At 47.1% G+C, this 14,221-nt stretch carries 12 protein-coding genes; 10 read left to right on the top strand and 2 right to left on the bottom strand.

Going from position 1 to position 14,221, the window contains the following annotated elements; all coding sequences use genetic code 11:
* Positions 1–3: 3 nt before the first annotated feature.
* From AC3RV5_RS22805 to AC3RV5_RS22835, 7 genes are read left to right on the top strand one after another with little or no spacing between them, the layout of a single operon-like run.
* On the top strand, positions 4–528 hold the full coding sequence (locus AC3RV5_RS22805; protein WP_489729850.1) for a MauE/DoxX family redox-associated membrane protein: 525 nt from the start codon (positions 4–6) through the stop codon (positions 526–528).
* 5 nt (positions 529–533) lie between these two features.
* Entirely contained in the window at positions 534–1,154 is a 621-nt protein-coding gene (locus AC3RV5_RS22810) for a redoxin family protein (protein ID WP_489729851.1), read from the top strand.
* Positions 1,155–1,168: 14 nt separating this feature from the next.
* Positions 1,169–1,726, top strand: a complete 558-nt coding sequence (locus AC3RV5_RS22815; protein WP_489729852.1) for a methylamine dehydrogenase light chain — start codon at positions 1,169–1,171, stop codon at positions 1,724–1,726.
* Positions 1,727–1,741: 15 nt separating this feature from the next.
* Entirely contained in the window at positions 1,742–2,197 is a 456-nt protein-coding gene (locus tag AC3RV5_RS22820) for a c-type cytochrome (protein ID WP_489729853.1), read from the top strand.
* 25 nt (positions 2,198–2,222) lie between these two features.
* Positions 2,223–4,529: a TonB-dependent receptor gene (locus tag AC3RV5_RS22825; RefSeq protein ID WP_489729854.1), complete on the top strand. Its 2,307-nt coding sequence runs from the start codon at positions 2,223–2,225 to the stop codon at positions 4,527–4,529.
* A 29-nt stretch (positions 4,530–4,558) separates the two neighbouring features.
* Positions 4,559–6,253: an AMP-binding protein gene (locus AC3RV5_RS22830; RefSeq protein WP_489729855.1), complete on the top strand. Its 1,695-nt coding sequence runs from the start codon at positions 4,559–4,561 to the stop codon at positions 6,251–6,253.
* A 3-nt stretch (positions 6,254–6,256) separates the two neighbouring features.
* Positions 6,257–7,669: an aldehyde dehydrogenase family protein gene (locus tag AC3RV5_RS22835; RefSeq protein WP_489729856.1), complete on the top strand. Its 1,413-nt coding sequence runs from the start codon at positions 6,257–6,259 to the stop codon at positions 7,667–7,669.
* A 97-nt stretch (positions 7,670–7,766) separates the two neighbouring features.
* Here the strand turns inward: AC3RV5_RS22835 and AC3RV5_RS22840 are convergent, their stop codons facing one another.
* Both AC3RV5_RS22840 and AC3RV5_RS22845 read right to left on the bottom strand, forming a co-directional pair.
* The gene (locus AC3RV5_RS22840; protein WP_489729857.1) at positions 7,767–8,378 is read right to left on the bottom strand and encodes a single-stranded DNA-binding protein; all 612 of its coding nucleotides are present in this window, start codon (positions 8,376–8,378) and stop codon (positions 7,767–7,769) included.
* A gap of 16 nt (positions 8,379–8,394) precedes the next feature.
* Positions 8,395–9,741 (bottom strand): MFS transporter, encoded by a 1,347-nt coding sequence (locus AC3RV5_RS22845; RefSeq protein ID WP_489729858.1) that lies wholly within the window; start codon positions 9,739–9,741, stop codon positions 8,395–8,397.
* 202 nt (positions 9,742–9,943) lie between these two features.
* On the opposite strand from AC3RV5_RS22845, the gene uvrA reads away from it, so the two are divergent.
* Genes uvrA through AC3RV5_RS22860 form a run of 3 tightly spaced genes read left to right on the top strand, consistent with a single transcriptional unit; the run spans position 9,944 to position 13,893 of the window.
* Positions 9,944–12,790: an excinuclease ABC subunit UvrA gene (gene uvrA / locus AC3RV5_RS22850; RefSeq protein ID WP_489729859.1), complete on the top strand. Its 2,847-nt coding sequence runs from the start codon at positions 9,944–9,946 to the stop codon at positions 12,788–12,790.
* On the top strand, positions 12,790–13,188 hold the full coding sequence (locus AC3RV5_RS22855; RefSeq protein WP_489729860.1) for an acyl-CoA thioesterase: 399 nt from the start codon (positions 12,790–12,792) through the stop codon (positions 13,186–13,188). The genes uvrA and AC3RV5_RS22855 overlap by 1 nt, the downstream gene beginning before the upstream one ends.
* Positions 13,189–13,893 carry a 2OG-Fe(II) oxygenase gene (locus AC3RV5_RS22860; RefSeq protein WP_489729861.1) on the top strand — a complete coding sequence of 235 codons (705 nt, stop codon included), beginning with the start codon at positions 13,189–13,191 and terminating at the stop codon, positions 13,891–13,893.
* Positions 13,894–14,221 lie beyond the last annotated feature (328 nt).

Consider the following 14,221-nt stretch of genomic DNA (forward strand, 5'->3'; position numbering starts at 1 on the left):
CTCATGTTAAGCCTCATGTTATTAGGGTTGCTCAGTGCATTTTGGCTGGCGAGCGGCGCGCATAAGTTTTTCGATCGTACCGGTTTCACCCTGACCCTGGATGAATATAAATGGATACCTAAAATTAATAATCGAGTGCTAGTGTCAGCCTTGATATTTGTTGAGCTGAGCATTGCATTTATGCTGCTTTTTCCAGTATCTCAGCTGTTTGCATTAGCGCTCGCCTGTACAGCTCTGCTGGCATATACCGGCCTAATCTGGCTAAACATTATTGCCGGTAATCAGGCCCTGGACTGTGGCTGCTTATTTGGTAATAAAGAGCAAGGACTTAGCTTTGCTTTGTTATGGCGAAACGCTGGAATTTTATTGCTTCACGTAGTTGCTGTCATAACCCTTCAGTTTGACTCCGCCATGTCCCCTGTAGATGTATTTGCAAGTCTAATTTTTGGTGGCGTGGTGCTGCTATTAAGCATCATTTCACAACAACTCATCCGTAATCAATCACATATAAAAGCCATTAAAAGGTAACCCCTATGTCAAATTTAGTCATCGTCTCATTTGTTATGTTATGGGTGCTTGTTATCGCACTTGGCGTGGTTGTTTACGCCCTAGCCCGTCAAATTGGCGTTCTGTATGAGCGCATTGCTCCCGCGGGTGCTTTAGCCATGAACCAACAGTTAAAAGCGGGTGATAAAGCTCCGCAAGTCACCGTTAACACCCTCACTAATCAAACGTTAACGATAGGAAAGCCTGCCAAGAGAAATACCTTGTTGTTTTTCCTCTCCCCCGATTGCCCGATATGTAAAGAATATTTGCCCGTGATTACGTCGTTGTCACATGCCGAACGCTCCCATCTCGATATTGTGCTGGTTAGTGACGGTGATGACTCTGATCACCAAAGATTTATCAAAGAAAAGAAACTGGAAAATTTTCCCTATGTGCTGTCTGAGGAAGTAGGTAAAAAATACGGGGTTAGTCGCTTGCCTTACGCCACCCTAATCGACAAACAAGGCAAAATATCTTCCATGGGCCTAGTCAATTCCAGGGAGCATATCGAGAGCTTGCTCAATGCCCAAGATCTCAACGTCGCATCTATCCAGGAGTTCCTTGAAAAGCAAAACAACAACCAACGCACCCTTTATAAACAGGCATAAAAAGAGTACTGACTATGAAATGGTTTGATAAATTCTTTGAAAACAAAACACGAAATATTGCGCGTACCAGTTCCAGACGCAGCTTTCTGGCAAACATTGGCAAAGTCGTGGTGGGTGTTTCCGTATTCCCCGCCTTACCGGTAGCAAAGGCAGCTGGTGCAGGTTCCTCAGCAGGCGCACATTATCCCGGTGTGTTGCCCCAACCGAGTGAAAACAGCGCGGATCCTGGCGATCCAAGCACTTGCGAATACTGGCGATATTGTGGCATCGACGGATTTTTATGTTCCTGCTGTGGTGGCTCACAATCTGCGTGTCCACCGGGAACGGAAATGTCGCCTATTACTTGGATAGGCACCTGCCTTAACCCGGCAGATAACAAGCACTACATCATTTCTTATAACGACTGCTGTGGTAAAGCGGCTTGCGGCCGGTGTTTCTGTAACCGTAATGAAGATGACACCCCTATGTACCGAGCATTTACAAACAACGACACAAATTGGTGTGTGGGTGCGTCGAGTGAGACCTATGTATGCTCAACAGCAGTGATCCTCGGCACATCAGTTACACCTTAAATGGGAGCAATGCACATGAGCACACAGCCAAGATCTAAGCTCACAAAACGTGCACTCAGTCTGACCTTACTGTGCCTATTGCCGCTATTTTGTGGCGCCAATGACAATCAAACCAAAATGCAATACACCCTTTATTGCAGTGGCTGTCATACCGCAGACGGACGTGGCAGTGGCGACCTACGTATACCGGACATGCGTAACTTCGTTGGTTATTTTACGGCGGTCGAAGGGGGGCGAGAATTTCTAATTCAGGTACCCGGCGTATCCACAGCGCCCCTTAAGAGTAAGGAGCTTGCCAACATTGTTAATTGGATGCTTCGCACGTTTAGTGCAGATCAGCTACCAGATGATTTCATTGAATTTAATGAACAGGAAGTGGAACGGTTGCGGCATTACGTTCTACGTAGTGAATTGGGCCGTAAGCGTAAACAGCTTGTGTCCCAAATAGAAGAGTTCAAAAAATATAACTAAATACTATTCGCCCCTAGGAGACATCATGAAAACACTAAATTATTCAATCATCTCGGGAGCAGTGTTGCTCGGTCTATCTAGTCTCAGTTCCTATGCTGACGTACTCGAAGTCATTGAGGTCACAGCAAATAAACGCACCCAGAGTGTCCAAGACGTGGGGATTTCAATTACCGCCTTCAGTGGCGATCAAATTGAGGCCCTAGGCTATGATAACGCCCAAGAAGTGACCGCCATGGCACCCGGTGTAACAGCCATACAGCCAAATGGACCGTCCGCGTTTTACATTAATATCAGAGGGGTAGCGCAGAACGATTTTTCTGGTGATCATCAAGAATCTCCGGTAGCTGTTTATCTTGATGAAGCTTATATCAGTGCATCCTCAGGAGCGGGCTTTCAGCTATTCGACATCGAAAGGGTAGAAATTTTAAAAGGACCTCAAGGCACTCTGTTTGGGCGAAATGCCACTGGAGGCTTGGTGCATTACATCTCTCGCAAGCCTACTGACACCTTCGAAGGATACGGTAAACTCACGTTCGGTAGTTATAACCAAATTCTCACCGAAGGCGCCGTAGGCGGTGCCTTAACTGACAAACTCTCCTCTCGCTTCTCATTCACCACCAACAATCATGATCCATACGTGAACAATACCCTAGGCAATGACCTTAACAATGGCGACGACTGGGCTGCTCGTCTGCAATTTTTACTTGACGTCACAGACGACCTTGAATGGTTAATTAGTGCCCGGCGCGGTGAACAAGATATCGACACTGGTTTTTTTGAACATTCCAGTGCCAGACTTAACCCCTCGACCGGCTTAGGTGAACACTTCGACGGTCCAAACCTCACGACTTCCGCCTATGAAGAACCAGACAATGGTGTCTTTACAGGCTCATACGACAAAATCGGTTTTAATAAAGTTCAAAGCCAGGGCATTACCAGCAACCTGCAGTGGGAGTTTGGCGACATATTACTCACGGCTATTACTGACTTTTGGGGGCTTGAAAAAGATTATATCGAGGACTCAGATGCCTCTCCACAGGACTATTACAACTTTTTCCTGCAATCTGACGTGGACCAATTTTCACAAGAGCTGCGCTTAAACGGCCAATCTGATAGCAGCCGCTGGGTGGCTGGTTTGTACTATCTTGATATAGACGGCACATTTGCCAATGGCGGTCAGGTACGCGGCTTTGTTGATCAACTAGTCGGAGAAGGTGCCGGTACCGGCACTGTTACCGGCGGGCCAATCACTATTTGGACACCGTTTGACACCACCACCGAGACCTATTCTGTTTTTGCGCAATTGGAATATGACGTAAATAAACAATGGACACTTATTGGCGGCCTACGCTGGGCAAACGAAGAAAAATCGATGGATTATTCTCAAAATTATGTGGAAACCGCCCAAGGTCTTAACCCTTCAGCCGCTAATATTGTTGACCCCGACCCGTTTGGCTTTGGCGGCCCATTGTTTGTGTTTAACGATGATACCTTTGATTTTGCCACTACTGATGATGATTACGTTACGGCTAAAGCAGAAGTCGATTTTAGCCCCAATCAAGACACTTTAGTGTATTTGAGCTACAACCGCGGTATTAAAAGTGGTGGTTACAATGCCCCCCTTGATATCAGTGATTTTTTAGATGGCAACCCGCAAACCGGTGGCCCAGAAGAAATGAAGTTTGATAAAGAAACCCTGCATGCCTATGAATTTGGGGTGAAACATCAACTCAGCCCTAAAACACGCGTCAACGGCGCGGTTTATTATTATGACTATAAGGATTATCAGGCGTTTCGTTTAGAAGGGCTAACCACTTTTGTCTTTAATACCGACGCCAGTGTCAAAGGCGCTGAACTTGAAATCACTGCAAATCCCATCGATTACCTCGACCTACTCCTTGGTGTCAGTTACATAGACAACAATGTCAAAGATGCCTATCAACTGCCCAATGGCGAACTGCTCGATCGCCGGGCGGTAGTTACCCCAGATTGGAATATCAACGGTTTAGCTCGCTACGGCTGGCAAGTAGCCGATGGGGAATTAGCCGCGCAAATAGATTTTGTTTATATGAGCGAGCACTTTTTCCAATTGAAAAACTCGCCAGTAGGTGAACAAAGTAGTTACGCACTATTTAACGCCCGAATTTCCTACACCTCAGATGACGGCAAATGGTTATTCGCTGGTTTTGTCGATAATTTGCTCGACAAAGAATATCGGGTCATGGCCTTTGACTTAGCTGGTGCGCCTGATGCAGGTGGGTTCGGAATGGTAGAAAATTACTACGGCAAACCAAGATGGTGGGGGCTCAGTGCGACATACCATTTTGAATGACCAACAAATTAATAGATTAGGAAATGCTTATGGGACTTAAACAAAGCTATATCTGCGGCAAGGCCGATTCGCAATTGATTTACCAAACAATAGGGGATTATTTTGATCATATTTGCCAGTTACATGGGAGTAACGAAGCTTTAGTCGTCGATCATCAGGACATTCGTTGGACCTATGCCCAACTAAAAGAGAAAGTGGACGAACTGGCTTGTGGACTACTGGCACTGGGTATCAATACTGGCGAGCGCGTGGGGATATGGGGGCCCAACTCTTTCGAATGGACAGTCACCCAACTGGCCACTGCAAAAATTGGCGCGATATTGGTTTGCATTAACCCGGCTTATCGCCTGCGGGAGCTCGAATACGCCCTGAACAAGGTTGAGTGTAAAGCCATAATATGTGCTGAGCAATTCAAGAGCAGTTGTTATCCCGATATCCTAGAGCAGCTGATACCCGAGCTGCCTCAATCGCAGCCGGGTAAGTTACTTTCACCCACGCTGCCCCATTTACGTTGTGTTATCAAAATGGGAGGAAAACAAATACCGGGCTTGTTCAATTATGCCCAGATAACGCAAATGGGCACGACTCATGAGCAGGCGGCTTTGGCTGACATAGCAAATCGCCTGCTGCCAGACGATCCCATCAATATTCAGTTCACCAGTGGTACCACTGGACAGCCAAAGGGCGCAACACTTACGCATTGTAATATTTTAAATAATGGTTTTATGGCCGGTAAAGGCATGCAATTGACCACTCAAGATAGAGTGTGCATTCCGGTGCCACTCTATCACTGTTTCGGCATGGTGCTGGGCAATCTAAGTTGTATCGCCCACGGCGCAACCATGGTTTATCCCAACGATGCATTTGAACCGCTTAGCACATTACGGGTGGTTGAAAAAGAGCGCTGTACCGCGCTCCACGGTGTGCCCACCATGTTCATCGCTGAACTTGATCATCCCCAGTTCAAGGAGTTTGATCTCTCTAGTTTACGCACTGGCATTATGGCCGGCTCCCTATGCCCAGCTCAGGTGATGAAACGCGTTATCAATGAAATGCATATGGAGCACGTGCTAATTGGCTACGGACAAACCGAACTGAGCCCACTAAACCACTTAACTCTGCCGGATGATCCGTTACAAAAACGGGTTGAAACCGTGGGTAGGGCGATGCCTCGCATTGAGGTTAAATTAACAGATGAACATGACAGGGTGGTGCCAACCGGCGAGCGCGGCGAAGTTTGTACTCGTGGTTACTCTGTCATGCGTGGTTATTGGAATGATGAACAACGCACCAAAGAAACCATAGATGCAGGAGGCTGGCTGCATTCTGGTGATATTGGGATCATGGATGAAGACGGTTATGTAACCATAGTAGGTCGCAGCAAAGACATGATAATTCGCGGAGGCGAGAATATATACCCCAAAGAAATTGAAGAATTTTTATACACTCATCCAGCCATCCAAGATATTCAGGTATTTGGTGTCACTAGTAAAGATTACGGTGAGGAAGTATGTGCGTGGATATGTTTGAAGCCAGGCAATACAAGCTGCCACGAAGAGATTGTCAGTTACTGTAAAAACCAAATTGCGCATTTCAAAATTCCAAAATACATCCGCTTTGTTGAAGAGTTTCCGCTAACAGTGACCGGCAAAGTACAGAAATTTAAAATGCGTGAAGTCATGGAAATTGAAATTTCACAAACCACATCAACCAACAGAGGATAACGTATGCATCCATTTTCAATGCTCATCAATGGCGAATTAGTGCAAGGTAACCGCACTCTTGAAGTCATCAATCCTGCGACGGGGAAAGTCTTTCAACGGATCACCAGTGCCGATGAAAGCCAATTTGAACAAGCAATAGCTGCGGCCAAAGCAGCCTTTCCTTCTTGGCAAAAAGTCGATATGCAAACCCGGCGCGACACCCTCGCCAAACTGGCCGATGCGCTTGAACTAAGAAGCACAGAATTCGCCGAGTTATTGACCCAAGAACAAGGTAAACCGCTGGCAGAATCAACCGCTGAAGTAGCTTACAGTTGCGCCTTTATTCGTTACTTCGCCCAGAGTGAACTGCCCGTCGAGATATTTCAAGACGATGAAACCTGCAAAATTGAACTGCATCGTAAACCGTTAGGCGTGGTAGCTGGCGTTGTACCTTGGAACTTTCCGCTCATGATTGCTTGTTTTAAGCTGGCGCCAGCAGTATTGGCGGGCAATACCTTTATCTTGAAACCACCTGCCACTACCCCACTATGTGTGCTTAAATTATCAGAAATATGTCAACAGATTTTCCCTGCAGGTGTGGTAAATATAATCACTGATAACAACGATTTAGGCCACATTCTAAGCGCTCACCCTGATGTAGCAAAGATCGCATTTACTGGCTCAACACCCACAGGTAAAAAAATCATGGCCGCGTCCTCTGCCACGCTTAAGCGCCTGACGTTAGAGCTGGGTGGAAATGACGCTGGCATAGTTCTGCCTGATGTGGATCCAAAGAAAATAGCACCCGCTCTATTCGCCACCGCTTTTATGAACAACGGACAAGTCTGTATCGCCCTAAAACGTCTTTATGTACATGAGGACATATACGATGCCGTAGTCAGCGAGCTCGCCACGCTGGCGAACAACGCGGTGGTGGGTAACGGTTTAGATGACGGTGTCACCTTCGGTCCTATTCAAAATGAAATACAATTCAACAAAGTTCAGGAGTACCTGGCCGATGCCAGAGAAAATGGCACCATAGCAGCAGGGGGTGAGGTTCTAAATCAACCGGGCTTCTTTATTCGACCTACAATTGTGCGAGATATTGACGATGGCTGTAAGGTAGTAGACGAAGAGCCGTTTGGCCCGATATTGCCCGTGCTGAAATACCGCACCATTGCAGAAGCGATAACGCGAGCCAATAATTCAGTATATGGCTTGGGGGGTTCTGTTTGGTCTAACGATTTAGATAAAGCCCATGAAGTAGCTATGCAACTTGAGTGCGGTACCACTTGGATCAATCAACACTTAGCATTTGGTCCAACCGTACCTTTTGGCGGTGCAAAAGAATCAGGCATTGGAGTCGAATTTGCACAAGAAGGCCTGCAGGAATACACCCAAGTGCACGTTATTAACATGGCAAAACAACAGTTCTAAACTGTTAGCTCGTTACCAATCGATAAATAGAAGAAAGCCAGCAAAAATGCTGGCTTGGTTTTGGCTTTAAACTTTACACTTTCAGCTTATACGTAAGCTAGAATGGAATATCGTCGTCAAAATCAAAGTCAGGTTCGGCCATAGGTGCCGGTTTGTTTTGCCCTTGAGGAGCCTGATTAAAACCCTGGTTGGATGAACCCTGGTTGGATGAACCCTGGTTGGATGAACCTTGGTTAGGTGAACCTTGGTTAGAAGAACCCTGATTAGGCGCCTGTTGATAAGGCGCTTGCTGACCACCTTGATTATTAGCTGGCTTGTTTTGTTGTGGCGCCTGGCGCGACTGCCCCTGGAATCCACCTTCAGATTGACCGCCCTTGCCACCTAACATTTGCATTTGATCGCAAATGATTTCAGTGGTGTATTTATCTTGGCCCTGCTGATCTTGCCATTTACGGGTTTGCAATTTACCTTCAACGTAAATTTGCGACCCTTTACGTAAATATTCACCGGCCACTTCGGCTAAACGGCGATACATGGTAATACGGTGCCACTCGGTGCGTTCTTGCATTTGCCCTTGCTGATCTTTCCAGCTTTCACTGGTGGCTATACTTAAATTGGCGACTGCATTGCCATTAGGCATGTAGCGCACTTCAGGATCTTGACCTAAGTTACCCACCAAAATTACTTTATTTACACCTTTACTCGCCATATTACCTCCTAAATTCTTAATCTAAATTGAGCACTTGCCTAGCTTTATTCAGCTCAAATTGTCTGTCATCAGCTTTTATATATACCACACCTTCATCGGGTACGACTGTGATGTCGACCACACCTTGAAGCTCGGCCAGATGTTGACCAATAGTTTCTGCTGACTGCGCATCCATCTTGGCCTTAAGTGTATAACGTTTTAAACCCGGTGTGCCATCTAATCCTCGCACAATCCACAGCCATATTACGCAGACCCCGGCCGCTAACACAAATACCCAGCCGGTACCGAGAAACTGACTGGTTAGCCCGGACAGCATGCCGCCTAAAAAAGCGCCAAAAAACTGAAAACTGGTATAAATACCCATCGCCGAACCCTTTTTACCTGCTGGTGCGATACTGGAAACCAAGGCAGGAAAATTTGCTTCCAGGTAATTAAAGGCGGTAAAAAACAACCAGCTTAAGGCCATTAAACTGGGCATAGTCCTATGCCCAAAAGATAAACCAATAAAAACCACCACTAATAACAAGATACATAATTTGATCACTACCGCCTGGTTGCGCTTTTTAGCCAGCGCCATCAAAACGATCAAACCTAATATGGAAGCACTGAGCACAGGTAAGTATACTTTCCAGTGGCTGGCTAGCTCCCAGCCCAATCCACTGAGCATGGTTGGCATCTGTACAAAGAGTAAGGTGATCATCATGTGCAGTAACAGCACACTAATATTTAAGCGGCGTAATTGGGCATGAAAAAACAACACTTTCACATCGGTCAGAACTGGCAAGGTATCGCCCTTGGGCGCAATATTAACTGCACTGGGCACCACCCAAACAATCAGCGGAATACATAACACGGCCAGAACGCCGGTAATGGCAAAAATACCACTTAAGCCAAAATGTTCAGCAATGATGGGACCAATGAGCAAGGCGATATAAAAAGAAAAACCAATAGCGATGCCGATTATTGCCATTACTGTGCTGCGTTGCTCATCCCGGCTGACATCACCTGCCAGGGCCATAATAGCCCCGGCAATGGCTCCGGCCCCTTGTAAAAAACGGCCAATCACTATCCACAACATATCATCGGCCAAAGCGGCTACGCCGCTACCTAAGGCAAACATCAACAGCCCACCAATAATTACCGGTTTACGACCGATCTTGTCAGACAGCACGCCCATGGGGATCTGCAGCAAAGCTTGGGTAAGCCCGTAGCCGCCTATGGCCAAGCCGAGCATGAGGGCAGAATAGTCTGCATAGTCCATCGCAAGAATGGCCAATACGGGCATGACCATAAAGAGCCCCAGCATACGGAGCACAAAAACAGCAGCCAGGGCCAACGCGGCCCGAATTTCAGTTCGGTTCAAGATCGATAACACTGTATTATGAGCAAATGGCGCGGCAGTTTAACATAGTTTTGGTCGTCATAAAGGATGCCGAACGAGTGTGCAAACACATCAGATACCCACCACAAATTTGCTCGCGAAGTACAGGATAATTAGTGATGCACATAGAGCTCTTATTCAGAGTATGTAATACTTCCTCTTTTGCGGTAGACAATGGCTAATAATGGATAAAATATCAGTACGTGGAGCACGCACGCACAACCTGAAGAATATCGACCTGGATATTCCCCGCGACAAACTGACGGTTATTACAGGTTTGTCTGGTTCAGGTAAATCTTCTCTTGCATTCGATACTCTTTATGCCGAAGGGCAACGCCGTTACGTTGAATCCTTGTCTGCCTATGCCCGACAATTTTTATCTATGATGGAAAAGCCGGATGTGGATCACATCGAGGGCTTGTCACCGGCAATTTCCATCGAGCAGAAATCCACCTCCCACAATCCACGCTCTACTGTGGGCACCATAACCGAAATCTACGATTACCTGCGTTTACTTTATGCCCGGGTGGGTGAGCCTCGTTGCCCGGATCACCACGTACCACTGGATGCACAAACGGTCAGCCAAATGGTAGACCGGGTACTGGCGATGCCCGGAGACGAAAAACTGATGTTACTGGCTCCGGTAATCCAGGATCGCAAAGGTGAGCATTTAAAAACCCTGGAGAACCTTGCGGCTCAGGGCTTTATTCGGGCTCGAATTGACGGTGAAGTCTGTGACCTATCCGATCCCCCTGAACTGGATCTGCATAAAAAACACCGTATCGAAGTGGTAGTCGACCGCTTTAAAGTACGAGATGACTTAAAACTGCGCCTGGCTGAATCATTTGAAACCGCCCTGAACTTATCCGGCGGGACGGCAAAAATCGCTTATATGGACGAGCCAGAAAAAAGCGAAATCGTGTTTTCATCTAACTTTGCCTGCCCCCATTGTGGTTATAGTATGGCGGAGCTGGAGCCCAGACTGTTTTCCTTTAATAACCCCGCAGGAGCCTGCCAGACGTGTGATGGTTTAGGCACCCGGCAGTTTTTTGATCCCCAACGTATTATTTTAAATGACGAATTAAGTCTGGCCGGCGGGGCTATCCGCGGTTGGGACAAACGCAGCTACTACTATTTTCAAATGTTACAAGCCGTAGCGGACCACTATGGTTTTGATTTGGCCAAGCCTTATGCTGAGCTGGCAGACGACGCCAAAGATTGGGTACTGAACGGCAGTAAAGGCACATCCCTGACCTTTAAATATATTAATGATCGTGGCGATATCATGGAGCGCAAACATCCGTTTGAGGGCATCATTCCTAATATGGAGCGCCGCTATCGCGAAACCGAATCCAATGCGGTGCGTGATGAACTTGCCAAATACCTCAGTCAACAACCATGCACCAGCTGTGGCGGAACCCGGCTGCGCCTGGAAGCCCGTAATGTGTTTATTGGCGAAACGCCGCTACCCACGATTACCAGCATGTCAATCGCCGATGCCCTTAGTTTTTTTGCGGAAGTGGAACTGACCGGCAAACGCGAAAAAATCGCCGAAAAAATATTTAAGGAAATCAACGACCGCTTGAATTTCCTGGTGAATGTGGGTCTGAATTATTTGTCTTTATCCCGCAGCGCCGACACATTATCAGGCGGTGAGGCCCAGCGTATCAGACTCGCCAGCCAAATAGGTGCGGGTTTGGTGGGCGTTATGTATGTGCTCGATGAGCCTTCGATTGGTTTGCATCAACGGGACAACGCCAGGTTGTTAACGACCCTGGTGCACTTACGGGACCTGGGCAATACCGTCATAGTGGTAGAACATGACGAAGATGCCATCCGCGCTGCAGATTTTGTGCTCGACATCGGCCCTGGTGCAGGGGTGCATGGCGGTGAAATTGTGGCCCAGGGCACAATTGAAGACATCAAAAATAGTGAACGTTCGCTTACCGGAAAATATCTTTCGGGCAAAGAAAGGATAGAAATTCCACCAGTACGTACCCCTATCGATCAAGAAAAATGGGTCGAGATGGTAGGTGCCACGGGTAATAACCTACAGGACGTGACCTTAAGGATCCCGTTTGGTTTGATGACCTGTGTAACCGGCGTCTCAGGCTCAGGAAAATCCACCTTAATTAACGATACTTTTTATCGCATCGCCCACCGCGAGTTAAATGGTGCGACGACGGGGGAACCGGCACCTTATAAATCCATCACCGGCATGGAAATGCTGGATAAAGTAGTGGATATCGATCAAAGCCCTATAGGACGGACTCCCCGCTCCAACCCCGCTACCTACGCGGGTATTTTCACCCCGGTTCGAGAATTATTTGCTGGTACCCAGGAATCACGTTCTAGGGGGTATAAACCCGGCCGCTTTAGTTTCAACGTCAAAGGAGGGCGCTGTGAAGCGTGTCAGGGTGACGGGATGATTAAGGTCGAAATGCACTTTTTACCCGATGTTTACGTGCCATGTGATGTGTGTAAAGGCAAACGATATAACCGTGAAACCCTGGAAATTCAATATAAAGGCCTAAATATTCACCAGGTGCTGGACATGACAGTGGAAGACGCCCGGGTATTTTTCGATGTTATTCCGGCCATTGCCCGCAAGTTGCAAACCTTGATGGATGTAGGTTTGTCATACGTGCGACTAGGTCAGGCTGCCACCACCCTTTCCGGCGGGGAAGCCCAGCGGGTTAAACTGGCTAAGGAGCTTTCCAAAAGAGACACCGGCCAAACCCTGTATATTTTGGACGAACCTACTACAGGGCTGCATTTCCATGATATCAAGCAGCTGTTAAATGTGCTGCACAGGCTAAGGGATCACGGAAATACAGTTGTGGTTATCGAACATAATCTGGACGTGATAAAAACCGCCGACTGGATCATTGATTTAGGTCCTGAAGGCGGCTCAGGTGGCGGACAAATTATCGCCCAAGGTACCCCAGAAGACGTTTGCCAGGTAGAAATGTCCCATACTGCACATTTCCTTAAGCCGCTGTTGGCGCTGGCTAATCAGGAGCCCAAGTAATGTTTCGGGAAGAGTTTAAAGTCCGTTTTTATGAAACTGACGCTTTGGCCCATGTGAGTAATACTGTGTTAGTGGGCTGGTTTGAAATGGCCCGGGAGCCTATTTTCAAAATTTTTAGCCCACAACTTGATTTGCAAAACTGGCCGTTAATTCTGGCAAGTTACAAAGTGGACTTCCTGCAACAAATTTTTTATGGGCAGGCCGTTGAAGTACGAACCTATATCAGCCGTTTAGGTAGCAGCTCATTTGATGTGTATCAAGAGCTCTGGCAACAGCAAAAAATGTGCGCGACGGGCGCAACGACTATGGTCAGTTTTGATTATAAGCAGCAAAAATCACAAAAGATCAGCCCTGAAGTACGGGATATTTTGAGCACCCACCAGGCGCCAGAGGACTAAATGCAACCAACAGAGACGTTTATCCAAGTCTACGAAAACGTCCTCAGCCCCCAGTTGTGCCAGCAGTTCATTAGCCAGTTTGAACAGAGCCAGCACAAGCAGGTTGGTCGCACCGGGGGCGGCGTGGATACGGACAAAAAACGCAGCCAGGATGTGTCTGTGGCCCGTCATCCGGAATTCAAACAACCGTATCATGCATTGTTACCTTTAATATCCCAACGTCTGTTTGATTATTTTAGCGAGTATTTTTTTGCCTTGATTGGCCCTATTGGCCTCACGGTGCAGCACCCCCAAAGCGGCGAGCCGGTTAAATTAACCCAGGATAATTTCGCCGAAATTGGGCTGCCCAACCTGGCCAATCTCGTTGCTTACTTGTTCAGGATAGGCGATATAAACGCACAAAAATATGATCAAGGTATGGGGGGGTACCCCTACTGGCATTCAGAGGTGTACCCCCAAGCCGGCAATAACGATGCACTGCATAGGATATTGTTGTTCATGTTTTATCTAAATGATGTACAAGAAGGGGGCGAAACGGAGTTTTTTTACCAGAATAGGATAATTAAGCCTAAACAAGGCAGCATGGTGATCGCCCCAGCCTATTTCACGCATACCCACCGGGGCAATATCCCCGTATCAAACGACAAGTATATCCTGACGTCTTGGGTACTGTTTAATCAAGCCAACCAAATTTATACCGGCTAGCAACCAAGGCGGCCGTCTGTAATCAGGCTCCTGGGGATAATTCCCCTTAGACATAATAAATACCGCAGAACGCATTGCATTTTGCAATAGTTCTATGATGTTTTAAATTTGTTCTGTGGATGGGTGCCTGCGAGAGACGAGGGCGCAAACTTCATCTGCCACCACTACAGAAGCTTATAGCCCTAGCTGCTTAGCCAAAATCTTGTTCATGCTGGCACCTAATTTCGCAAAATCCGCAGTATTATTGATCATGGAATCAGAGACATCGTATGCGAGCGAAAAATAGCTATCAAATACAGTGAACATAAGGTTGGCTTGCTGGGTTAGG

Source organism: Paraglaciecola sp. IT1134, assembly GCF_058068185.1.